22 protein-coding genes and 1 pseudogene are annotated in these 24,036 nt (G+C 43.7%); 14 read left to right on the top strand and 9 right to left on the bottom strand.

Features of this window, described 5'->3' with window-relative positions:
* Window positions 1–109: 109 nt before the first annotated feature.
* On the bottom strand, window positions 110–1,096 hold the full coding sequence (locus ACVBIL_RS04265; protein ID WP_447165751.1) for a tetratricopeptide repeat protein: 987 nt from the start codon (window positions 1,094–1,096) through the stop codon (window positions 110–112).
* A gap of 295 nt (window positions 1,097–1,391) precedes the next feature.
* Between ACVBIL_RS04265 and ACVBIL_RS04260 the strand changes: the two genes are divergently transcribed.
* Window positions 1,392–1,988 carry a hypothetical protein gene (locus tag ACVBIL_RS04260; RefSeq protein ID WP_447165750.1) on the top strand — a complete coding sequence of 199 codons (597 nt, stop codon included), beginning with the start codon at window positions 1,392–1,394 and terminating at the stop codon, window positions 1,986–1,988.
* Window positions 1,989–1,997: 9 nt separating this feature from the next.
* Complete coding sequence (locus tag ACVBIL_RS04255) at window positions 1,998–2,555, top strand: hypothetical protein (protein ID WP_447165749.1); 558 nt, start codon at window positions 1,998–2,000, stop codon at window positions 2,553–2,555.
* 41 nt (window positions 2,556–2,596) lie between these two features.
* Here the strand turns inward: ACVBIL_RS04255 and ACVBIL_RS04250 are convergent, their stop codons facing one another.
* Complete coding sequence (locus tag ACVBIL_RS04250; protein ID WP_447165748.1) at window positions 2,597–3,325, bottom strand: DUF6445 family protein; 729 nt, start codon at window positions 3,323–3,325, stop codon at window positions 2,597–2,599.
* Window positions 3,326–3,711: 386 nt separating this feature from the next.
* Between ACVBIL_RS04250 and ACVBIL_RS04245 the strand changes: the two genes are divergently transcribed.
* Window positions 3,712–4,068 carry a hypothetical protein gene (locus ACVBIL_RS04245; protein WP_447165747.1) on the top strand — a complete coding sequence of 119 codons (357 nt, stop codon included), beginning with the start codon at window positions 3,712–3,714 and terminating at the stop codon, window positions 4,066–4,068.
* A 431-nt stretch (window positions 4,069–4,499) separates the two neighbouring features.
* On the opposite strand, the gene ACVBIL_RS04240 is transcribed toward ACVBIL_RS04245, so the two are convergent.
* Window positions 4,500–6,128: a BCCT family transporter gene (locus tag ACVBIL_RS04240; protein WP_447165746.1), complete on the bottom strand. Its 1,629-nt coding sequence runs from the start codon at window positions 6,126–6,128 to the stop codon at window positions 4,500–4,502.
* Window positions 6,129–6,554: 426 nt separating this feature from the next.
* A complete protein-coding gene (locus ACVBIL_RS04235) occupies window positions 6,555–6,932 on the bottom strand; it encodes a hypothetical protein (RefSeq protein ID WP_447165745.1) in 378 nt (125 codons plus the stop codon).
* A 291-nt stretch (window positions 6,933–7,223) separates the two neighbouring features.
* On the opposite strand from ACVBIL_RS04235, the gene ACVBIL_RS04230 reads away from it, so the two are divergent.
* Window positions 7,224–7,400 carry a hypothetical protein gene (locus tag ACVBIL_RS04230; protein ID WP_447165744.1) on the top strand — a complete coding sequence of 59 codons (177 nt, stop codon included), beginning with the start codon at window positions 7,224–7,226 and terminating at the stop codon, window positions 7,398–7,400.
* A 157-nt stretch (window positions 7,401–7,557) separates the two neighbouring features.
* Here the strand turns inward: ACVBIL_RS04230 and ACVBIL_RS04225 are convergent, their stop codons facing one another.
* Window positions 7,558–8,424 carry a DnaJ C-terminal domain-containing protein gene (locus ACVBIL_RS04225; protein WP_447165743.1) on the bottom strand — a complete coding sequence of 289 codons (867 nt, stop codon included), beginning with the start codon at window positions 8,422–8,424 and terminating at the stop codon, window positions 7,558–7,560.
* A 363-nt stretch (window positions 8,425–8,787) separates the two neighbouring features.
* On the opposite strand from ACVBIL_RS04225, the gene ACVBIL_RS04220 reads away from it, so the two are divergent.
* The 4 genes from ACVBIL_RS04220 to ACVBIL_RS04205 all read left to right on the top strand — a co-directional run bounded on the left by ACVBIL_RS04220 (window position 8,788) and on the right by ACVBIL_RS04205 (window position 12,692).
* Window positions 8,788–9,393, top strand: a complete 606-nt coding sequence (locus ACVBIL_RS04220; RefSeq protein WP_447165742.1) for an excalibur calcium-binding domain-containing protein — start codon at window positions 8,788–8,790, stop codon at window positions 9,391–9,393.
* A gap of 87 nt (window positions 9,394–9,480) precedes the next feature.
* Complete coding sequence (locus tag ACVBIL_RS04215) at window positions 9,481–10,551, top strand: NERD domain-containing protein (protein WP_447165741.1); 1,071 nt, start codon at window positions 9,481–9,483, stop codon at window positions 10,549–10,551.
* A 77-nt stretch (window positions 10,552–10,628) separates the two neighbouring features.
* Entirely contained in the window at window positions 10,629–12,014 is a 1,386-nt protein-coding gene (locus ACVBIL_RS04210; protein ID WP_447165740.1) for an AAA family ATPase, read from the top strand.
* Between the two features lie 12 nt (window positions 12,015–12,026).
* On the top strand, window positions 12,027–12,692 hold the full coding sequence (locus ACVBIL_RS04205; protein ID WP_447165739.1) for a hypothetical protein: 666 nt from the start codon (window positions 12,027–12,029) through the stop codon (window positions 12,690–12,692).
* A 553-nt stretch (window positions 12,693–13,245) separates the two neighbouring features.
* Here ACVBIL_RS04205 and groL read toward each other — a convergent pair.
* Both groL and ACVBIL_RS04195 read right to left on the bottom strand, forming a co-directional pair.
* Window positions 13,246–14,889, bottom strand: a complete 1,644-nt coding sequence (groL, locus tag ACVBIL_RS04200; RefSeq protein ID WP_447165738.1) for a chaperonin GroEL — start codon at window positions 14,887–14,889, stop codon at window positions 13,246–13,248.
* Between the two features lie 96 nt (window positions 14,890–14,985).
* A complete protein-coding gene (locus ACVBIL_RS04195) occupies window positions 14,986–15,276 on the bottom strand; it encodes a co-chaperone GroES (protein ID WP_447165737.1) in 291 nt (96 codons plus the stop codon).
* A gap of 243 nt (window positions 15,277–15,519) precedes the next feature.
* Between ACVBIL_RS04195 and ACVBIL_RS04190 the strand changes: the two genes are divergently transcribed.
* The 6 genes and pseudogenes from ACVBIL_RS04190 (at window position 15,520) to ACVBIL_RS04165 (ending at window position 20,498) form a co-directional block, all read left to right on the top strand.
* A complete protein-coding gene (locus ACVBIL_RS04190; protein ID WP_447165736.1) occupies window positions 15,520–16,881 on the top strand; it encodes an MATE family efflux transporter in 1,362 nt (453 codons plus the stop codon).
* A gap of 72 nt (window positions 16,882–16,953) precedes the next feature.
* Window positions 16,954–17,610, top strand: a complete 657-nt coding sequence (locus ACVBIL_RS04185) for a Qnr family pentapeptide repeat protein (RefSeq protein ID WP_447165861.1) — start codon at window positions 16,954–16,956, stop codon at window positions 17,608–17,610.
* 212 nt (window positions 17,611–17,822) lie between these two features.
* On the top strand, window positions 17,823–18,221 hold the full coding sequence (locus ACVBIL_RS04180) for a c-type cytochrome domain-containing protein (RefSeq protein WP_447165735.1): 399 nt from the start codon (window positions 17,823–17,825) through the stop codon (window positions 18,219–18,221).
* A gap of 153 nt (window positions 18,222–18,374) precedes the next feature.
* Window positions 18,375–19,553 (top strand): annotated as a pseudogene (locus tag ACVBIL_RS04175) (efflux RND transporter permease subunit); the annotation flags it as partial.
* Window positions 19,554–19,754: 201 nt separating this feature from the next.
* A complete protein-coding gene (locus tag ACVBIL_RS04170; RefSeq protein WP_447165734.1) occupies window positions 19,755–20,108 on the top strand; it encodes a hypothetical protein in 354 nt (117 codons plus the stop codon).
* A gap of 33 nt (window positions 20,109–20,141) precedes the next feature.
* On the top strand, window positions 20,142–20,498 hold the full coding sequence (locus ACVBIL_RS04165) for a DUF6677 family protein (protein ID WP_447165733.1): 357 nt from the start codon (window positions 20,142–20,144) through the stop codon (window positions 20,496–20,498).
* 98 nt (window positions 20,499–20,596) lie between these two features.
* On the opposite strand, the gene ACVBIL_RS04160 is transcribed toward ACVBIL_RS04165, so the two are convergent.
* Window positions 20,597–20,914, bottom strand: coding sequence for a hypothetical protein (locus ACVBIL_RS04160; protein ID WP_447165732.1), 318 nt, complete (start codon window positions 20,912–20,914; stop codon window positions 20,597–20,599).
* A gap of 680 nt (window positions 20,915–21,594) precedes the next feature.
* On the bottom strand, window positions 21,595–24,000 hold the full coding sequence (locus tag ACVBIL_RS04155; RefSeq protein ID WP_447165731.1) for a zinc-dependent metalloprotease: 2,406 nt from the start codon (window positions 23,998–24,000) through the stop codon (window positions 21,595–21,597).
* Window positions 24,001–24,036: the final 36 nt, after the last annotated feature.

Genomic DNA, 24,036 nt, shown 5'->3' with positions numbered 1-24,036 from the left:
AAAGTCACCCATTGTAATCAACTAACCTGAGGCGGATCTTAAAATTTGCAGATAGCTTTGCAGGGAAAAATCTGGGTTTCATGCGCTGCTTGGTAAGCCGGCTATTTTACTACAATGACTGATTAACCTTACAGTTTTGAAACTGACTCGCAATACAGCGTTGACTGTTAATCTGTGCTTGCTGTAATTGCTGCTCATTGAGTTTAGCCATCATCTGTTTAAGCCGCTGCTTAGCAAGATCGTTACCTTGAAAGCTCGCCGCATCTAACCAGACATAAACCTGTACTAAATCAGACTCGCCATTAATACCGTTATACTCCAGAGTCGCCAAATCGACTTGCGCCTCTGGTGAGCCATGGGTCGCCGCTTGCCATAACCATTGTTTCGCTTTTAACGTATCGACTGCTCCCAACCTGCCCTCGATATAAACCATACCGAGCTGATGCATAGCAAGAATATAACCACGTTCAGCACTGAGTCGATACCAATCGACAGCTTGCTGTGGATTAGCGTATTCATCCAGATAGAGATTACCAAGCACAAATGGCGCTTCGCTGTGGCCATTGCCGCTACTTAGCTTGAGCCAACGCTCTGCAATAGTGAGATTTTTATCGCCACCATTGCCCTCTATATTCATCAGACCCAGCATAAACTGCGCCTCGGCTTGATATCTAGGCTGTTGCTGACTCTGTTGCTGATATTGTAAAGAGTGGCTTTGATTCGCCACTTGTTCGTACCAATAGCGTGCCAATTGCGGCTTTGCGCGACTTGATGCCCCGCCTCGATACAACTCAGCCAAAGAATACTGCGCCCCCAGTGAGCCTTGCTCCGCCGCCACCCGATAAAGAGCCATTGCGCGGTTAATGTCGGCCTTTACTAGCATTCCCTTGGCGTACAAATATCCTAGGTTAGTCGCAGCATCTACGTCCCCCTTAGCAGCATTTTCGATGCATTCGGGTGACACAACATCAGCCTGCCCCGCCACGGCATATTCACACCAAGGGTCAAATATCTTTGCTGCTGACTGAGTTTGTTGCTGGCTACCGTAACCTGCCAGAGCAAGGTTTGCGACTAAAATAGTCAATAATATACGCATAGGAAAGACCTGAAATCTGAGTTTATGATTGTAAATAGTGCTGTAACTAAAGCGCATTATTTTGGCCTGTGATGATACAACAAGCCGCAGCGAACCGTTTGCTTTCGCATAAAATAGCCATGCCTTACAAGCCTTAACCCATGTAATGGCTCAACCTAGAGGGGTTTGTTTCGCCTAAAAGCCCCCACAGGAACGATAGCTGTCGTTTATATCGCCAATAATGGCTATAGTGGTGTTAAATTGACCTAGCGCAATAGCCAGTTACTGTCGATACCAAAAACAATGGAGCTGTACCATGAGATGGATTTTCACTGTAGCAATATTATACTTTCTATCTGCTTGCTCAAGTGTTCCGCCACAGCATTCGCAAAAACTGCCTGACTTGCCACAAACCAATCATCAGCTTTTTACCGTATCGGGCCATAGCGTCCCAACATATGAAGATCTGGTGTCACTGACAAAAATACAAGTTGATGACATTCATCAATTCGTGAGTCAAAAAGATATCGCCATGCTTCCCAGACATAAGCAGGTATCAGAATATCTATCTAAAAAGTTAGTTAATTTTAATTACCAAGGTGCTAACTATTCAGCCAGAAATGCCATGGATAAGGTGGGTGGAAATTGCATGTCATTAGCTTTACTGAGTTACGCCGTAGCAAAAGAGCTTGGTGTAGAGACTGTATTTCAAGTTATGCATACCGAGCCACTACTGTTAGATATTACCGCTGATTTCGCCGTAACATCGAATCATGTACGCACTTTTCTTTATGAAAAGAGTGACAGCGAAAAAGAAAATAAGGGCTTTTATTTTTCGACTAGAAACTACCTAATACTGGACTATTTCCCCGGTCGTTATGATCGCGTCGGTAAAATTGCCAATAACAGTTAATTTATAGCGATGCTTTATCGGAACCTCGCGGCAGACGCCTTACTCGATAGTGATCTTGATTTAGCCTATAGCTTATTAAGCGAGGGAATTAAATATGATGATAAATATGCTCCCTTGATCAATATGATGGCGATTGTACATCGCCGTAAGGGAGATGTAGTAACATCTGATGCACTTTATCGTTATGGGCTCGCGGTGTCTGACTCAAAAATAAGCTTACTCAGCAATTATCATTATCTGCTTTCAAAACAGGGGTATACTGAACAAGCAAGGAATGTAAAACAACAGCTGTTGAGCCTACAAGACTCTTCGCCTTATGACTGGTACCTGATAGGGCAAGATGCACTTGCCAATGACGACTTTAAAAGTGCGGAAATTTATCTCCGTAAGTTTTTAAAGAACACTCCGTATTACCACAAAGCCTATTTTGACTTAGCAAAAGCACAATATGCGTTAGGCCAAAACGTGTCGGCCAAAAACTCTATCAAGCTCGCTTTAGAGTATGCCGAGTTGCCGCAAAACCAGCAGCAATATCTAGCGAAGTTAAACTGGCTCAAGCAGAAGTAGTTTTATCTAAGCAAACTAGGTTTAGGCAAGAGGTAGAAGCTCTACGCGCTGACGTTAAAAAATGAGTTTACTGAGGTTCGATTATTAAGCGCTTTTTTATCAAACTCGACCTGGTCTGTGATATTTGCGCTATGGAGAATATTGCCAGAATAGATCACTAAGCGATTAGGTTTAGCCTCAACAGAAAACACCTTTTCAAACAGTTCGTCAGACTCATTAATATAGCCCGAACGCGCAGCAGCTGATTGCTCCACCTTCTCCACCATGTCCAAAATCATCTCTTTATCATCAAATGAGAGATTTAATTTTTCGCTATGCTTATAGCGATAAAAGTTTGTGCCACCCAACTGGTTATCATTGAGGTAATGGACCGCCGCCATAGAGTGATCAGCCAGAGAGTCAAAGTGCGGCATCTTTTGCTTTGAGGTTAATTGCTGCGGAGTCAAAGTGACTTTAGATAGCCAGCATTTAGCAATCTGGTGTTGCTTAAAACACTCACCTTGAGGTTGCAGCGCCAACAATTCTAGTAGAGCTGATAAAGATTGATAATAGCTAGCGGGCATTTCATCACGTACACCTGGAAACAGTGTTCCGTCGGTACCCTGCGGGTTGAAATATGCTTTGGTATTGCTGTAATCGACCAAAGACTCAAAATCTGCAATAAAGTCATCAATAACCCAAATCAAATGCTCAGAGTCTGCTAACTGCAGCACCTGAATGTGCGCGTCCGGGTTGATTACCATCTTGTTGATTTCTGAGATTACAGCCATAGTGATATCGTTCCTTTTACATCAACACGTTAACTAATTTTAAGTAGTGAATGGGTTATTAGCATTCATTGCTAATCAACAAGATACCTAGTTATAGGAAATAAATAAACTTAGTGGTGGCTAAGTATTCGATTTAAGCCTTAAAGCGTGATTGCCTTTAATATTGAAATTTTGAAACCCATTCCTAAGCTTTGCAGCTCACAACCTCAAATTGACAGCACAATACTAGGAACTATTATTGCTATTAAATACTTAAGCGAGCACTTAACTTAAGTGTTTAAGATAGCTGCTTAAGTCAGTAACTAAGTTAGGCACTCAATCTAACTGTACATCACGACTTTCTTTGCAGAGTGCCGACTGTTAACAAATTAATAAGGCAAGATAGTATGAATATAATAAACAAACTTTTGATAGGTTCAACCATCAGCGTCGCAGCATTGAGTGGCGTGGCGCAAGCTGGAGACCTCATCTGTAAAGTACAAGGTGGCGATGATGTCACCATGAACAATATCTTGATCATGCGCTCAAACCAATTCTTAGTGGAGATTGACGGCAGCTGTAAATCGCCCATATTAGATAATATTTATCGAATAGACGGTGTGAACGGTCAAGATATCAGTGAAACGCCAACCTATATTTATTATACCCAATACCCATTAGCCAACCACGAACTGCTTGCGATAGTGCAAGTCAACGACAAGAAGGCATTCACAGGCATGTGCACTGTCACTGAAGAGATGTAAGCTGCAGCGCAGCATCTGCGGTAATTTGCACCTAAGCTAGGTTATATACCCAAGCCACCTGAAGATGCAGGGTTCAGTGGGAATTTAATGCGCTTTAAGCAAGGCGTTGATTGCAGTTAATGGTTGTTGCCTTAGCAAGATCAATAACGCAGCAGAAAGTGCATTAAACCCCATCGAAGAAGGCTTTGCGCAAGCCCACTTCGTTGTTGCACTAGCTTAAAAGGGAGTTACCATTCCTACGCTAATACGCCTAGAATTGAACTCGCGCAAGGCCTCTGAAATGAGCATGTTCAAGTCGTTTGGGTATAAACATTACAAATAAAAAGCCCCGACACAGTTAAGTACCGGGGCTTTAAAGTACAAGATGTACACTCAGCATTTTATCCGCAGCGCCTGCTATGCGCAGGCTCACTTAAAGCAATAATGTGTACCTATCCAGATTGCTTTACTTGTTGTTGATTGAGCGAGCCTTTACCGAACTGCTGTTCCGCCATCGCTTTGGCTATTTTAGGTGCTTGCCACAGAGAAGGTAATAACACAAATGACACCGGAACGGCGGTGATAACAATAAATGATTGTAAGGCCGAAATACCACCAGAGCCCATCGCAATCAAAGCGATAGCGACAACACCCATTAAGATCCCCCAAAACGCGCGCATGGCGCCGCTAGGCTCCGTGGAGCCGGTCACGACAACACTAATGGTATAAGTCATCGAATCACCCGTGGTAACGATGAATGTGGTGGTTAAGATCAAAAACAGTATCGCAATCAGTGTAGGCATGGGTAGTTGAGAGGTAATAGCCAGCAACACGCCCGGCAAATTAAACCCTTCAAATGCTGCAGAGATCACACCAGGGTTTGCCAATTCAAACGCCAAGCCAGAACCGCCAACAACACTAAACCAGAAACAGGTGATCAGTGGTGCAATAATCGATATTGAAAGGATCAATTGGCGAATGGTACGGCCACGAGAAATACGCGCTATAAAGATAGCCATCATCGGCCCATAGCCAATAAACCAGCCCCAGAAAAACACCGTCCACCAACTTAGCCAATCAGCATCGCCCCTAAAGAGCGCCATCGGCACGAAGTTATTGACCATTCTGGCCACGCCTTGCATATAGCCATCAACAATAAAGCTGGTAGGGCCAAATAAGAGGATGAAGATGATTAGTGCAGCAGAAAGCAAAATGTTGTAGCGGCTAATCAGCTGAATACCGCGACTTAAACCACTTAATGCCGACAAGGTATACATGGCGATGGCAAACACTACCACTAAGCTTTGGGTCATTAAGGTATCTTGCACACCAAACAATGCATTGAGCGCGTAGCTGATTTGCAGACCAAGGAAGCCGATTGGACCAATAGTGCCTGCGGCCACAGCAATAATACAGAAGGTATCGGTTAAGGTACCAATCCAGCCATTAAGCGCTCTGTCGCCAAAAATGGGATACAACAAAGTGCGAGGCTGCAATGGCAGGCCTTTGTCGTAGTGCAAGTGCATCAACACGATCGCCGCTAAGGTGCCGAGTATCGCCCATGCAAGAAAGCCCCAATGCAAGAAAGATTGTGATAAGGCATTGATCGCCAAGGTGCGACCTTGTGCTTCACCGTAAAATGGCGGCGAGGAGACGAAGTGAGCGATAGGCTCTGCAGCCGCCCAAAATACCCCCCCACCTGCTAATAAGGTACACAGAATAATGGCCAACCATTTGAAGGTATCCATTTCTGGTTTTTTGAGATTGCCGAGCGTGACATCGCCTGTTCTAGCAAACGCTAAGTAAAGACCAATAACAAAGTTAGCCAGCAGCAGAACTTGCCAAAATGGGCCAAACCATTGAGTCACTTTTGAAAAGCCAACTTGAATAACGTTGGATAGGGCTGGGGTATCGAAAACCGCAAGCAGTACGAAGAGAACGAGAAATCCGCCACTTAACCAGAGTACAGGGCTGGCAAAGGCGTTTACCGTGGTTGATGCATCGCCTCGTTCAGGTGGATGAGCAGCAAGGTAATTTTCATCTGTTGATTTACGGTCAACAGATTGTGTCAAATTCGACATTGAGTATTCGCTTTTGTCGTCGTCAGCCATTAAATATAAGCACCAGCACTGTATTTAGTACGGCAAATTTTAAGCTGAACGGTGAATTTTCCTCGGCTATTGCAAAGACTTATAACGACTTTGTAAAGGTTGAGGCCGTAAAAGGGGCGATATTTTAACACATACGAAAGTAGGAATAAAATCGAGATAAGTAATAGAAAAGTAGCAGCGAATATTAGTAAGTAGTGGATTAATTCAATTTAAAAGCAATATCAAGTATTTAATATACCGCCGCATCCACATGAAAGCCCGTCGAACGACACAGTTATAAGGGTAATATTAACAATCCTCCTATTAAATAATGCGCTCCAAGCAAATATGCTTGGTGAATTCACTCAAGGTTATGCCAGTCGATGGCTGCGAGGAATGGAGCTGCCACAACTGTTTTTAGTCAATGAGATCGTCAATTAATGCTTTCGCCCGCTCCTTGTACTCTTCTTCGGTAATCATTGCGTCATCAAGCAACTTTTTGAGCTTCTTAAGTTTGTCATCGGCTTCTTTTCTTTCACTTTCAGACTTATGCTTCCAAGCTTCCCAAGCTTTAGATATCGCTTCATACGAGAAGGTGCCTCCAGTAACCGCATACACAATAATCCACCCCGTAGCACCAACCGTACCAATAGGGGCAAAGGCTGGCACCGATAGTAAAATACCAATTGCCGTCGCACCGGCAAGAAGAGATTTAATGAAAATATTTTCTTGAATGGATTTAGGGATGAATTTCATAACAACATCATGTATTTGTGATGATAATAACTTAGCCATTACTGAGTCCTAAATTAAGATTAAAGCCTAACCTAAAGAGTATGACGCACTATAAGGATATTTCCCAATTACTCGCAGCGCCAAGCTGCAAGCTCCCGAGCCAAGGACCTTATATAAAGATCTTATATTTAGAGCCCCCCAGCCCAACACTGCTAACCATTAGCCCCACTTTGTACTATTCAAAAGGGTTCACTATTTGTTAAAGGCACGAGAATTATCAGGTTGAGAGGCTACTGAGATTCAAAATGAATCATTTATGTGGCAAAAGGCTAAATTACAGACAAAGAAAGTATGCTGCTAGATATACGCTACGAACACGCCGATGAAACAAGCCTGCCCACTTTCTCGATAATAGAGCCAAAGCAAGAGTACCCGAGTGAAGAAAAACAAAAAGATATCCCCCTAACCTACCAAGAGTGTGGTGGTGGCCGGCGGGTGATTTTGAGGGATAGAGAAAGTTTACTCTGACCACTTATTTACGGCTAAAGCTCAGTAAAATAAGCGCCTTTAAACCAAGTTAGCTTAAAAATTGTGATTAAACTAAACCCCCTACTTAGCGATAAGTAGGGGGTTTTTATATGCTGATATTTAGGTTGATGAGCTGATTAAATATGGCTCAGCCAATTTAAAGAGTATTCACTTCCGTTAACGCTTTAAATTGTTCAAGTAATGAACGCTGCTGTTCCGTTAGATCCTGCGGGATTTCAACTTTAATTTGCACAAACAAATCACCGATAGCTCCCTTACGATCGGTAACACCTTTACCCTTTATCTTGAACTTACGCCCCGGTTGAGTCCCTGCAGGTACTTTAAGCTTAAAACGCTTATCCAATACGTTAACGTCAAGCTCTCCACCCAATGCCGCCATCACCATATCGACGCCAGCGGTATAAATTAGATCGTTGTTTTCGCGTGCAAGAAACGCATGTTCGCGGGTTGCTATGGTCAGCAATAGATCGCCAGCGGCCCCACCATGCAGACCAGCACTACCTTTGCCAGTAAAACGTATTTTTTCACCGTCTTTAATACCAGCAGGGATCTTAACCTTTATCTTTTTAGTTTCGCCATTAACCGGTAATTCAACGACTTTCTCAACACCTTGCACGGCATCAACAAAGTCTACAGTGAACACAAACTCTTTATCTTGGCCTTTTTGAGCTCGACTTTGTCCGCCTCTTGATTGAGAAAACATACCTTCAAAATCAAAGCCACCAAACATGTCGTTAAATCCGTCTTGACTGTAACTACGCCCACCTTGGCCATTGTTTTCAAGTCCGGCATGACCAAATTGATCATATTTGCGACGCTTATCTGTGTCGGTCAGTACTTCATACGCTTCTTTCGCATTTTTAAATTTTACTTCTGCTGTAGCATCATCAGGGTTTTTATCAGGATGGTACTTCATCGCCAACTTTTTATAGGCTTTTTTTATCTCTTGATTTGAGGAGGCCTTTGCAACACCTAGCACGCTGTAATAATCTTGTTTAGACACGCTAAACCCTCACTAATGTATATCTCAAAAAAAAGGGCCATGAGTTTAACTATGCCCTAAAAATTAACAAGCTTATGTATCGATACCCAAACTAGCTAAGAATATGAGCATAAGTGACTATTTAGTCCAACCTTGTCTTGCGCCGCTATTGTAATCCCAAAAGCCATTGCCACACATTAATAATCTTTCAACAAGACTCACGCAAAATGGCATTAACAATGGGGCATGTGTTTATTAAAACATACCTATTTATCTCCGTTTATAATTAGTCATTTGATTATTATTAAGGCAGACAAGCTAAAGCTCAGGTAATATCCCTGTAAGCAACTGAACTTGATGTGAATTTAAAGGAAGTAACACAAAATGCTCATGGAAAGAGGCAAGCTTGTACGTTGGAACCAAGACAAAGGGTTCGGCTTTATCCAGCCTGATGCCGCCAATACCCACGACGTATTTATTCATATATCGGCATTAAAACATATGGCTCGTAAACCCATGGTTGGTGATCAAATCATGTTTGTTACCGAGCGCCAACCCGATGGCAAGCTCAAGGCCAGCAAAGCCAATATTGAAGGCGTGGCAGTTGTTGCGAATAGCGCTACCAACAAGCATCGTCGAAACAGCTCTACTCACAGCAACCAAGGTCCAATTAAATCCAGCTTTTTGGCTAAGCTCGCTATCCCACTCATTATTGCGCTCGCAGCTGTGGGTTACAGCAAGTATCAGCAGATGAATGAAACCATAGTGCTAACCAACGATGATGTTGAGAACATGCGGTGGAACTTACCCGCAAAGCCAACACGCTCCCTTAGCAGCCAGCCACAATTTATCTGCGAATCAGGCAAAATCCACTGCAGTCAGATGCGCTCTTGCGATGAGGCCAAGTTTTATAATAAAAACTGCCCCGGCACCAAAATGGACGGCGACGGTGATGGTGTTCCTTGCGAAAGACAACATTGCAGCTGGTGATGTTTAGATCGCCGAATAAAACATTACCACCCAATTAATAATTATCAACTGCAGCTCGCTAAGCAGTAGAACGGACGCTATCGATAAATGATCCTTAAAACTAAATCCCCACAAAATGCGCAATCAGCCCAAGCGATTGCAGGCCAGCAACAAGAACAAAATGTGGCGTTCTTTCTGCGCCGCGCCTATAAAGATCACCCGCAGGTATTAGTGATCAACGACTTCAAGTTCCGCTTTAATGACGAAGTCGCCCAGATAGACCACCTCATTGTATATAGCTACGGTTTTATCTTGGTTGAGTCGAAGAGCATCAGAGGACAGGTAAAGGTCAATCAGCAACAGGAATGGACGCGCAGCCTAAGTACTAATCAAGGTAAGACTGATAAGTGGCAAGGCATGCCCTCGCCAATCAAACAAGTTGAACTACAGCAAGCCTTGTTGCTCGAATTATTAATGCATCATCGTAGTGACATACTAGGCAAGTTACTCGGCTTTAAGCAGCAAGGCTTCAAAGGCCGATGCTGGGCACATCTATGCGCGGTATCGAGTAATGCCATTATCGATAGAGAATCTATGCCCAAAGCGGTATCAGACAAGCTTATAAAAACTGAGTTTCTGGTAGAGAAACTCGACAAGGTGATGAACCTAAAAAGCAGCTTCAAGCGAGCAATAAACTTCAGCGATACCCGCCCAGACTTCAACCAACAAGAACTTGAATCTGTCGCCTCGTTTCTTATCAAGCAACATATCGCACCTAAAGCGACTGCCACAAAAGCAAGCACAGAAACAAGTAAAGTTGCCACAAGCGAAAATACAGTGCCACCAGCGACAACTCCACTTACAAGCGCACCAACGGAGTCAGCCGCTATCACAAAGCCAGCGCAACAAGCTATTGCAGAGCCAGCTCAACCCGCACCTACCGAAAACAGCCAAGCAATACAGCTAGTTTTGCGCTGCAAACATTGCGGAGAATCAACGAATTACACGCCAATGTATGGCAAGTTTGGCTATTACATCAGTTGTAATCAGTGCACTAAAAACACGCCGATGAAACAAGCCTGCCCACAGTGCAGCAGCAAGAATACAAGAGTTCAAAAACGACAAGAAACCTACACCTTGAACTGCAATGAGTGCGGTTGTGGACAGCGGGTGGTTTAGGGAAGCAGAGAAAGTTTACTCTGCTCCCACTTTTCTTTAACCATAATTTAATTACGGTGTTTATAAGGATTTTAATTGTGAGAATTAAGAACATACAAGGCATCATCCCATTTACGGAAAAACAGATTAATATTGATTTAAATGGAAAGAATCTAATAATCACAGGAAAAAATGGTTGTGGAAAAACACAACTTCTTGAATCAATATTTGAAGTATTACTAAAATCACCTCAGTTTTCAGTTAAAAAAAACAATTTAATTACTAGTTATGAAAAACTAAAGACAAACCAAATCAACAATATTAAGTCACTCCGCAACAATATTACGTCGAGAAAAGTTGAAATAGAAAGACTAAGAAAACAACTTCACAAAGAAAACGTAATTAAAATAATCAATGAAAACTCACAAGCACAACAAAATATCAATCAATTTGAAAAAGAAATAGCTCTATGGGAGCAAACAATTGAAAGTTGGAATAATGAAACAAGGCTAAAAGAACAGAATTACCATGCTCAATTACTAGCGTTAAGGAGCCACAAAGATATTGTAAAAGATTCAACAACAAAAGAGACTGTTGTTTCATATAATGAAAGTGAAAATGAAATTTCACTACTCATGTTTTTTGATGCTTCAAGGCAATCTGGGTTTCAACCAGTTCAGAATATCACATCACTTGAACAAGAAACAAACAACATTAAAAACCAGGTAAGTAAACTATTTAGAAACCGTGGCAAAAGTAATGCGGGGGCTTTGATTGAGCGTTTTTTAGCAAACTGGGAAGTAAAAAGTGCACTAAGAGAAAGAAGAAAAGATTTTTCTGTAACTAAAGAGTTAGAAGCATGGAAAGAAATATTTGTAAACCAATTAAAAGTATTGTTAGACGATCAGTCTACCAATATATTTTTTGACGATGAAACATTAAATTACAGTATTTACCAAGATAATAAAATGGCGTTTTCTTTTAGAGACTTATCTGCAGGGTACTCATCTATATTAAAGGTATTCACTGAACTATTGATGACAGTCGAGGTATCAGAATATAGTCCTGAAAATATCAATGGTTTTGTAGTTATTGATGAGATAGATGCCCATTTACACCCTTCATTACAAAGAAAAGTATTACCTTTTTTTAGTGAGCTTTTCCCAAGAATTCAATTTATAGTATCAACTCACTCTCCATTTGTAATTTCCTCTGAAAATGAATCCGTAGTTTATGACTTGTCAACTAGAACTCTAGTTGATGATGACTTAAGAACATATAGTACAGACGTGATATTAGATGCCATTTTAGACGTCCCAAATTATTCCATCTATTTAGAAAATATTTTAAACAATCTGGATGACGATAATTTCATAAAAGAAAACATAACCAACATTAACGAGTTATTAAAAAACAAAGAACTCTTAGATGACGAAGCCCAAGTCCAATTAGTAGCAGCTTATAATAAAGCTAAGCAACTTTGAGGGTTCGCAGATATGTTTAATGTAATCAGAACCAATCCTGCACCTCAGTCAATATTAGATGGAAGAAGGAGCTATAATCGTCCAGATATTTTAGAAGCATTGAACTTAATGTTTCACTCAAAATGTTATATCTGTGAAGTAAAAGAGCCTCAAGCCTGTGCTATAGAACATTTTGATGCAAACATTAATAACCGAACAGACTGGGAAAACCTTTACTTCTCTTGTCATAGATGTAATTCAAATTTTAAGAATGCCGATTACAATCATTTAGTTGATCCTGCAGATTCGAATAGTGATGTTTTTAGAATGATTCGTCATAAATTCCCAACTACACCAGACAGCTATGTTGAGATATCAAGAAATGAAGAATTTGAAGAAAGCCAGAGTATTATACAAACAGTAGAATTAATTAACAGAGTATTCAATGATGACTCAACAGGAAATAGAAAAATAACGCGTAAAATGTTGCGTAAAAAACTATTCTCTGTCCTAGTAAAAGTCATGAGAGAAATAATTATTTTTACTGAAGATGATAGTCTACCTCCCGAAAAAGAGAATGCTAAACAAAAGATCATACATTATTTACGTGTTGAGCAAGAGTTTTCAGCTTTTATAAGGTGGATGATAATTGATGACACTACATTGAGAGTACAATTTGAACAATACATAGTTGACTAGTAATCAAGATTTAACAAATTTGTAGTGGTTAAACCAAGTAAAAACAAAAAGCCCCGATACCGTTAGGTATCGGGGCTTTTTCTAATCTTCTACAAGAAGTGGCTTTAAGCTTTTAGGCTAAGACCAACAGAGCTGTTTTACGTAGGATAAATCGTTTTAGAGCAAGGCTTTTTGCTGCGACGTGTAGTGTTTTTCTACACGAGCAGCAAAGTAACGCCGCTATAAACTATTTAGACCAGTAAAAATCTAACGCAGGAAAAATCGTTCTAGAGCAAGACTTCTTGCCACGACGTTTAGCTTTCAGCTCTTAACAATTAAGAGTGGCAAAGTAACGCAAACACTCGCTCGCCTAAAAACAAAAAGCTCCGATATCGTTAGATACCGGAGCTTTTTTGGCTTTAAGCTTTTGAGCTATAGACCAGCAGAGTATTTTTGCTAATTTTGCGCTGGATAAATCGTGTTAGTACAAGGCGCTGTGAGCGACGCGTAGTTTTCTTACGCGAGCGAGCAGCAACGCCGTAATCACCGATTTAGACCAGCAAAAAAGCAAAAATTACATCATGCCACCCATACCGCCCATACCACCCATACCGCCCATGCCGCCCATATCAGCTGCATCGTCTTTAACTTCAGCTACCATACACTCAGTTGTGATCATTAGACCAGCAACAGATGCTGCGAACTGTAGTGCGCTACGCGTTACTTTAGTTGGGTCAAGAATACCCATCTCTAGCATGTCACCATAAGTGTCGTTACCTGCGTTGTAACCGTAGTTACCAGTGCCGTTCTTAACGTTGTTAGCAACAACTGAACCTTCTTCACCCGCGTTAGCTGCGATTTGACGTAGTGGCGCTTCCATAGCACGTAGTGCGATGATCACACCGTGCTTTTGGTCTTCGTTGATAACTTCAACTTCGCCGATTTTGCTTGCTACGCGTACTAGTGCAACACCACCACCAGCAACCACACCTTCTTCAACCGCTGCGCGAGTTGCGTGTAGTGCGTCTTCTACGCGTAACTTTTTCTCTTTCATTTCGATTTCAGTCGCTGCGCCAACCTTGATTACGGCTACGCCGCCAGCAAGTTTAGCCATACGCTCTTGAAGTTTTTCTTTGTCGTAGTCTGAAGTTGATTCTTCAGCTTGGATCTTGATCTGGGCAACACGTGCTTTGATCTGAGTTTCTTCGCCGTTACCGTCGATGATAGTAGTGTCATCTTTAGTGATGATTACACGCTTAGCTGTACCTAGATCTTCTAGAGTCGCTTTTTCAAGCTCTAGACCAATCTCTTCAGCAATAACATTACCGCCAGTTAGGATAGCGATGTCTTGTAGCATTGCCTTACGACGATCACCAAAGCCTGGCGCCTTAACCGCTGCCACTTTAACGATGCCGCGCATGTTGTTTACCACTAGTGTTGCTAGTGCTTCACCTTCAACGTCTTCAGCAACGATAAGCAGTGGCTTACCTGTTTTAGCTAGACCTTCAAGGATAGGTAGCAATTCACGAATGTTAGACACTTTTTTGTCTACAAGCAGAATGAATGGGCTTTCTAGCTCAACACTGCCAGTTTCAGGCTTGTTGATGAAGTATGGAGATAGGTAACCGCGGTCGAACTGCATACCTTCTACTACGTCTAGCTCGTTTTCTAGTGCTTGACCTTCTTCAACTGTGATAACGCCTTCTTTACCCACGCGCTCCATCGCAGTAGCGATGATTTCACCGATAGACTCGTCAGAGTTAGCAGAGATTGTACCTACTTGAGCAATAGCTTTAGTATCAGAACACTCTTGAGATAGATTTTTAAGCTCGGCAACAGCAGCAACAACGGCTTTGTCGATACCGCGCTTAAGATCCATTGGGTTCATGCCCGCTGCAACGGCTTTTAGGCCTTCGATAACAATTGCTTGCGCAAGTACTGTTGCAGTAGTAGTACCATCACCGGCTGCGTCATTGGCTTTAGAAGCAACTTCTTTCACCATTTGTGCGCCCATGTTTTCGAACTTATCTTCTAGCTCGATCTCTTTCGCTACTGACACGCCATCTTTAGTGATAAGCGGAGCACCAAAGCTCTTGTCTAGTACTACGTTACGACCTTTTGGGCCTAGAGTTACTTTAACTGCGTTGGCTAGAATGTTAACGCCTGCAAGCATTTTTACGCGAGCGTCATTACCAAATAATACTTCTTTAGCTGCCATGTTTAATGTCCTTTAAATTCTTTTGAAATGACTGATGCGTTATTGGCGATTAGCGCGGTCACACACCAGTATTGGAAAATGTCTAAACGGAGTGAGTTAACCCACTACAGCCATTAGATCTGATTCAGAAAGGATCAGTACTTCTTCACCATCAATCTTTTCTTTCTTCACGCCGTAACCTTCGTTGAAGATAACGATGTCGCCAACTTTAACGTCAAGTGGCTGAACAGAACCATTCTCAAGAATACGTCCGTTGCCTACAGCAAGAACTTCACCACGGCTTGACTGCTCAGCAGCGCTACCAGTTAGCACGATGCCACCCGCTGACTTTGATTCAACTTCTGAACGCTTAACTATGACACGATCATGTAATGGACGAATGTTCATCGATGGATGCTCCAATTGTATTTGTGCCTAACTTATCTGCAGGCTTTTAAAATAAGTAACGATGCTAACTGATTTTACCTAGGTAAAACATAAACACCGCTTGATGTTCGATACATGGGGGTCAATGTGCTCGGTTCCAAGCCCATTTACAAAATAAATCCGTTTTTTTTAACTCACGCGGATAAACTTTATGGCAATCCTGATAGAATCGCCCTCCGAGTAAAGACGAGGCAAGACTTCCCTATGCGAGACAGACACGGGCTGCTAACTCAGCCAATTGGTCGTGTACTGCTAAATATGAGCCTTCCAAACCTGATTGGTATCCTAACCATTCTCGGGTTCAGCCTCGTTGACACTTTTTTTATCAGTCAGTTAGGCACTGAGTCCTTAGCGGCAATCAGTTTTACCTTTCCAGTCACCTTGATTATTTCGAGCATTGCTATCGGTATTGGTGCTGGGGTATCGACCAATCTTGGCCGCTTAATTGGCAGCGGACATGCAGATAAAGCTAAGGTGTTTTTACACGATGCATTAATGCTGACCTTCTTGTTGATTGCCTTTATCGCCCTACTCGGTAGCCTGTGTATCGACCCGTTATTTAGTCTACTTGGCGCTAACGATTCTAGCTTGCCGCTTATTCACGACTATATGTTTATCTGGTATCTAGGTGCGCCACTACTGGTACTGCTAATGGTGGGTAATCAAGGTTTGCGCGCCACCGGCGATACCAAATCGCCAGCAAAAATCATGATGCTGGCGGCATTAATCAACCTTATTCTCGACCCATTACTGATTTTTGGTATTGGGCCATTCCCGCGCTTAGAGATTGAGGGTGCGGCGATTGCGACGGTGATCTCTTGGGTGGTGGCGCTGTCACTGTCGACTCATCTACTGATTTTTAAGCGCCACTTAGTTGGCTTTGTTGAACTCAACATTACTCGCCTGAAATGCAACTGGAAACAGCTAGCGCATATCGCTCAACCCGCGGCGATGATGAACTTACTGAACCCGTTAGCCAATGCCATTATTATGGCCATGCTGGCGCGTATCGACCACAGCGCGGTGGCGGCCTTTGGTGCCGGAACTCGCTTAGAGTCGGTAATGCTGATTGCAGTAATGGCGTTGTCATCGAGCCTAGTACCGTTTGTGGCGCAAAACTTGGGCGCAGGGCAAACCATGCGTGCCCGCGGCGCACTGATGTTGTCGCTTAAATTCGTATTGGTATTTCAAACCTTGCTGTATCTGCCGCTGCTGTTTTTAGCCAAGCCGCTAGCTGAGATATTTAGTAGCGACCCGCAGGTCATTGAGTGGCTCACCTTTTATATCTTGGTGATGCCTGCGGCCTATGGCCCATTGGGCATTGTGATTTTAGTAGCGACCTCGCTTAACGCTTACCACAGGCCAATGAGTTCACTTATCTTAAACGTGTGCCGTCTGTTTTTAATCATGCTGCCGTTAGCGGCGCTGGGCTCATATTTGGGCGGCGTTAAAGGCCTACTCTTGGCACTGCCTATCACTAACGCCATCATGGGCATCGCCTGTTATGTGTTGGCGACACGGATATCTGAGCCAGAGAAAACCGATATCACTGTTAGCCAAGCTTAACGCTATTGCTAAATGCCAATTGCAAAGGCTATCGCTAACCTCAAGACTAACGCTATCGCTAAGGAACAGCTCATGCACGCCGTAGACCAAATCTTTAACGATGAAGACTTTACTGACCAAGACCTGCAAGATGCCCATTTTGAGCGCTGCAGTTTTTATCATTGCCGCTTTAATCATGCCGACTTAACTGACGCCCAGTTTATCCACTGTAAGTTTATTGTGCCCGGTGATGATAATGGCTGCGACTTTAGCTACGCCACTCTGACCAGTGCCAGCTTTAAGCACTGTAATCTGAGCATGGCACTGTTTAAAGGCGCCCGCTGTTATGGCCTTGAGATGCGCGAGTGTAACCTGCAAGGTAGTGACTTTAGCCGCGCCAGCTTTGCCAATTATATTAGCTCTAAAAGCTATTTCTGCTCGGCCTATATCACTGCTTGTAACTTAGCCTATGCCGATTTAAGCGGCATGTTGCTTGAAGAATGTGAGCTGTTTGATAATCGCTGGCGCGGCGCTAACCTAACTGGAGCATCGATGAAAGGCAGCGATTTAAGTGGCGGCGAGTTCTCTCCCGAGCAATGGGGCAGCTTTGAGCTTAGAGGCGCTAATATCACCCGTATTGAACTTGATGGACTCGACCCACGTGTAGTGAGCCTAGAGGGGGTGATGATTAACCAGTGGCAACAGGAGCAACTGCTTGCACCACTTGGGCTGATTGTGACACCAGACTGAAAAACATTAACTCACAACTGAGGTAATGAGCTTCAAGCGGGAACGAGAAGCGTATCTTATTCTACATCAAGCTTTAGTGATAATTAGTGAGAATTTGACAAAAACTCCCCCTCATTGAACATCAATAAACGACCTATCACTAAGCAGCAACTACACTTAAGTAAACGACAAACTTAAGCTGTGCAGATTATATCTGTACTAAGGAGGTCATTATGACCGCCCTAAAAATCGCCTTACTGACGGCATTAATATTTTTGGTGTTCTTTTTAGGCCTGACCCCTAATGTCAGCTTTAAACATCAAGTGCTACCGATATTTCAAGCCTCCTGTATCGAGTGCCATTCAGATTCTGGAGAGGGGACGGCGCGCAGTGGGCTCGTCTTAGACAGCTATACGAGCCTGATGCAGGGGACAAAAAACGGCCCTGTAATTGTGGCTAAAAACCCCACATCGAGCACCCTCTATCTGGCCATCGATCATCAACTCGATCCCTCTATTCAGATGCCGCCCCATCATGCTGAACACTCAAGCCAAGGTGAAAGTGTGCCGTTAACGAGCGAGCAGATTAGCGTGATTAAAGATTGGATTGAGCAAGGCGCTATCGATAACTAATAGCTGATAGCTGATAGCGTAAGTCATCAATTGCGGCAAAACCTTAGAAGTGCGCAAAACAAGCCAATGTCACTCAGCAACATGTGCATTGGCTTAAACTCTATGTCATCGATTTAATGGCGCAGCAGCAAGCCAAAGATATCGGCTTAGTCAACCTTAAACCAATACATGCGTGTGCTTGAACGCAATCTAAGCCTTAAATTTCATGAAGCGCAGTACCGCTTTAAATATATGGAAAACGGCCCGAGCCCCGCCGCTAAGATTGAAGCGCGCTTTTTTGGTGAAGATCCACAGGTGTTACGTCAGCTAGCAGCGCAGGCTGAAACCATCTTAAAAGCTGAGCCCACGGCTGTTGGCGTAAGACACAATTGGCGTAACCAAGTCACCTTAGTGCGCCCCCTACTTGCACAGGCACAGGCGAGAGAGACGGGGATCAGCAAACAAGATCTCGACAGTGCTCTGCTAACCAACTTTAGCGGTCAGCAGATCGGTACTTACCGTGAGAATAGTCATCTATTGCCGATCATTGCCCGAGCACCAGCCGAGGAGCGGCTCGACGCCATGAGCATCTGGAAACTACAGGTATGGAGCAGCGACAACAATACCTTTGTCCCCGTGACGCAAGTGGTGTCTGACTTTGCTACCGAGTGGGAAGATCCTTTGATCATGCGCCGCGATCGTAAACGAGTGATCTCAGTGCTCGCCGATCCGATTAACGGCATGGGTGAAACCGCCGACTCGGTATTTAAAAAGGTGAAGGCCGACATCGAAGCAATTCCACTCCCAGCAGGTTACGAGCTTGAATGGGGTGGTGAATACGAGACTACTCTTGAGGCTGAGGCGTCGGTATTTAGCTCTATTCCGCTAGGTTACTTGGCGATGTTCTTAATCACGGTGCTACTATTTAATTCAGTCAGACAACCTTTAGTGATCTGGTTTACCGTTCCGTTAGCGCTGATCGGTGTGGTATCAGGCTTACTGATATTCGATGCGCCCTTTAGCTTTATGGCATTGCTAGGCTTACTCAGCTTAACCGGCATGATCATTAAAAACGGCATCGTACTCGTGGATCAAATTAACCTTGAATTATCCCAAGGTAAGCAAGCTTATCAAGCGGTGGTCGACTCGGCGGTGAGCCGCGTCAGGCCAGTATTGATGGCTGCGATCACCACAATGTTGGGGATGATCCCACTGCTATCAGACGCTTTCTTTGGTTCAATGGCTATCACGATTATTTTTGGCTTGGGTTTTGCCTCGGTATTGACCTTAATCGTTTTGCCGGTGACCTACACCTTAGCGTTCAGAATTCCTTATCCACGCCAGCAAGGCTGAATAAGTCTGGATAAGAACTTAGAATAAGGAGGTCAATACTCGAATCATCAACCCCGAAAATTTGCTTCCCGGCGCCCCTGATTAAGCCAACTGGCTTAATCAGGTTTTTCATTTTGATATCATCAATATTAAATAAACAAAAATTTATGACCATTCCCCCAATAGACTGTTACTGTATAACGAGTTTAAAGAGGGCATAAAATGAATCACTCCTGTCGTAATCAAATTGCCAGCAGCCTATTTGTATTCTCCACGCTGTTTGCTATTCCAGCCATGGCAACTGAGCCGACACAATCCGACGAATACGCCATTGGTGTGATGGTCAAATCACTCGATAGCGCCATAAAGTCCCCCTCGCCAGAATCACTTGCACTGATAAACCAATACGGCACCGATAGCCGTTATTATGTGATGATCCGCGGCTGGTTGGTGCAAGAGTTACAAGGCGTGAATAGCCAGTTAAGCGCTTATCGTAAAGATGATGCGCTCAAAGCTAAATTACAGCAAAAAGCCGACTTTCTAACCCAAGCGATCCGCCGTATCGATCTGGAATGATCAACTCACTTATTTTATATATGCGAAGCCCGAATGAAAACATCGATTAAAGCAGCACTACTATCAGCTTTTGTCTGCCCTGGTAGTGGCCATTTTTATCTTAAAAAACAAGCAATGGGTAAAGTGCTATTGGTCACAACCATGGCAAGCTTGTGTTTCTTACTCTGGCACGCCTATCAACGTGCGCAGATCATCTCCCAGCAAATACTCCATGGTGAGATCCCACTAGAACTTAATGCGATATACAGCGCAGTGACTCAAGCTCCTGTCGGGAGTGAAGCGCTATATATCAATATCGCTACAGCGGGTTTTATTCTGGCATGGGGTGTTGGCATCATTGACTCTTATCGGATAGGTAAAAAACTAGATGATGCAGAGGTTCATAGATAAGTCTCCAAAGTGTCTACTTATCTTATCTCAGCACAGGACAATACACAGACATAAAAAAGGGCTACTCGTCAGCAGCCCTCTTCACTCACATCTAACCGTTACATACTTGCATCGAGCAGTGCCTCTGTTTTAGAGAAATCGTGCTGGCTAGAGGGATGTGTGTGTTTCACTGGCTCAACATGTGGATTCTTAGCAAAGTCATAACCACTGGTTGCGGCTAACGTCTTTGAAAAATCGTGTCGAGTTGAGGTGCGTTCAACTTTGTTAAACTGCAGGGATGCTGCGGATACATTTTTAGAAAAATCATAATCAGCACGTGCAGCTGATGTCTTCGAAAAGTCGGGGCGCTCTGCCATTGCAGAACTAGAAATACAGCCAATCGCTAGTGTTAAGGCTACGCTGGTTAACTTTTTCATATACAACTCCAATCTTATTTGCCCACATTTGATTAACAATAAGCCTACATGATCAGGCTATTTTTGAGAACAAAAAAGAGGCAAGTTTTGCATTTTGATACAATTCATATATAAATGACTAAATACATCTTGATACCTATGCGTTTGAAGGATGCATAACTATATGAAATTCAGTGGCTTTTACACTCCAACTAGCTTGGTCTATTTTTTTAAACCATGTTCTGCTGTAACGAAAATATTACAAATGAATCTAATCCATTAGCGCAATTACCATGCATAGTACAATGACCAGAGGCCAACATTTGACAACTTGCTTCACACAGCGCGATTTCGGTTTTAAGTATCGAACTGTCGTTTACTGCCACTTTGTCGCCATTTGATTGGCAGTCAAAAGAAAATAAACAAGCTTGCATCGCTTGTTGCAAACAAGCTCTAATGCTTGCAGCTGCGACTAACATTATGCATTTGATCTAGTCATACCATTGACGGCGTAAGCCAAAATTGCCCCTGCAAAGAAATCAGTAATACCAAATGAGCTAACCGTTTCATCGTTAATCAAAAAAGTGGATTGGTAACTATAGACTCACATCTCTAGGTTTAGTTGTACCTTGGGTTAAGTCATATTTGATGCATAAAAAAGGCGCGATAACTCGCGCCTTTTAAAAAAACTTAGCCGCGGGTTAAATTGGCGATCCCGGAGGGATCGCCAATGGCTTAACAATTAGCTTAAGTTTGCTATCGGTTAGGCCTTTTTCAACACCTTGCTGCAACCAAGCAAAGTGCGCAGCTTCATAAGCACTCACACGCTTCACTTTACGTTTTAACTGTTTAACTAAATAGTGTAAACGCTCCGCTAGCTGAGCTTTGACTTCTGGACGGGTTTTGTCGTCATGGTAAGCATTTAACAAGCTATCTAGCGTGACGGCATTGACTCTCATCCACACGCCTAGCTCATGTCCTGTTGGGATATCGCTAAATACCGTCGCAGCTAACACCTTATCAGTAAGCTTAGTGACAGATAACTGTTCTTTATCGCTTAAATAAGCTTGATTGACACGGTTAATGCGCTCTGGCGCAAAGATCTGCGACAAGGTTAAGCGACTTAAGACTTCAGCCATACCGAGTGGGTCGGTAATCACCCCTAAAGCTGAATCAAAGCTCTCACGCGTTTTGTAATAGTTACCCGCTTTTGGCACTAATATCTCTTGTAGTTTTTCAGGCACCGCAAGCGTTGCTGGTGACAGAGTCGCTAACAAGACTTCCAGCGCTTGTTGCCCAATTGCTGGGGCAACATAGTGCCAGGCTGTACCATCGACGCTGTCGCCATAACTATAGGTCGTGCCACCAATCATCTTGGCCGCTGCGGCAATCTGAAATCGAGTCAATAAATAGATAGGCACAAAGGCATCTTGAAGCTCACCTTGTGGTTGCTCTGCCAGTAAAGCCTCTGCTGAAAAGTCTGCAATCGCTTTAGCTCGCACTTCCCCCAGTCGAGTCAACTCGGTAACCGGGTCATTACCGTTGTCCCAAAGGCTGGCGTACGCATTGCTGGCACCCGCTGAGCGAGAATCAGCTTCCCCTATGTAACGCAACCCTTGCTTAGCCACCTCTTCACGCATCTTGGCTAAACCTTCAACCTCAGCTTCAGGCGCTGAATATTCACCGTAGCCATAGGCCACAGTATACTTATCCCATACGCCAATACCTTCATCATAAGGCTTGCTGATATCAATCATGTCGCCATTGATTGTCACCATAGGATGCGGATAGTCCATCACCGAAGCATTGTTATTACTCGATGCGGCAAAGTTATGATCTAAACCTAAGGTGTGGCCAACTTCATGGGCCGATAACTGACGGATACGCGCCAGTGCTAATGCCATTGACGCATCATCGGCTGCGGCTCTATCTTCCCAGCCCGCCGTTAAACCGCGAGCAATAAGATGGTCTTGACGCACGCGCTGACTGCCTAAGGTCACATGACCTTTAATAATTTCGCCGGTACGCGGATCGGTCACTGCCGAACCATAAGACCAACCGCGTGTCGCGCGGTGTACCCATTGGATCACGTTATAACGCACATCTTGTGGATCGGCATCTTCTGGTAACAACTCGACCTTAAAGCCATTGATAAAGCCAGCGTGGGTAAATGCATCCTCCCACCAGCTTGCGCCTTCAAGTAGCGCGGTTCTGATGGGCTCTGGTACACCGGGATCGAGATAATAAGTGATCGGCTTAACGACTTGACTCGGCGCTGAACCTGGAGTGACTTTTTCTAAGCGGTGACGTAATAAAACGCGCTGACGAATATCTTCATCAACACGTGTACCGTAATCTAAATACTCATCAGATAGGTAACCACTTAAAGGATGGTAGGTGCGAGCCTGATAGCCCGCTTCTGGTAGCGCGATAAATGAGTAACGTAGACGTACAGATAAGTGTTTAGCATCTGGCGTCACTTGAGCAACATACTTGCCCTCTTTGGCGGCATCGAAAGTGAGCAGCACATCAATGTCGCTATTGCGTTCAAAGGATTTAACGCCTTCGGGCAAAATAAGTGACTTGCTCTTGTCTAAGCTATAACTGCCCTGCTTAGTTTGCTCGAGTACATCACTGATCCCGTGTAGATCGTTAACCACTAAGTCATTGATCGCCACAAGGTTGCGCTTGCCCGTCACCAACTTTCCACGCCACAACACTGACTCAGCAAAGGCTTCTTTGACTGCGCGCTGCTCGGCAGCATTATCGGTACCCGCGCGGTAAGCGGTATTAAGCTGTCTCAAAATAAGATAAGGGCCGTGGCGCTCAAATTGCACCATACGTGTTCGCCCAAGCTGGCCGCGATCGAGTCCGATATCGTTTGAGCCAACACCGTGAGGCAAACTAGTTAGCATCAAAAAAGGCTGGTTGAGCTTATTGGCTTCAAGATAAAGATCGCCAGAGTCTTGTTCATAAAACAGATTAATGAAACCTGTTGCTGCCTGACTTTTTTTAATCAGCGTAGCGGTGTTTGTGGTGGCAGCCACAGCACTGGTCATAGGCACAATAGCGAGTGCAATTGCCAGCGCTAACTTGTAGGGTCTCATTCGATCTCCTTGATCACTATCGTATTAGGTTAAATA

The sequence above is a fragment of the Shewanella sp. 125m-7 genome (assembly GCF_052977045.1).
Note: the sequence above shows the minus strand (reverse complement) of the source record. Positions and strands in the feature narration are given on the sequence as shown.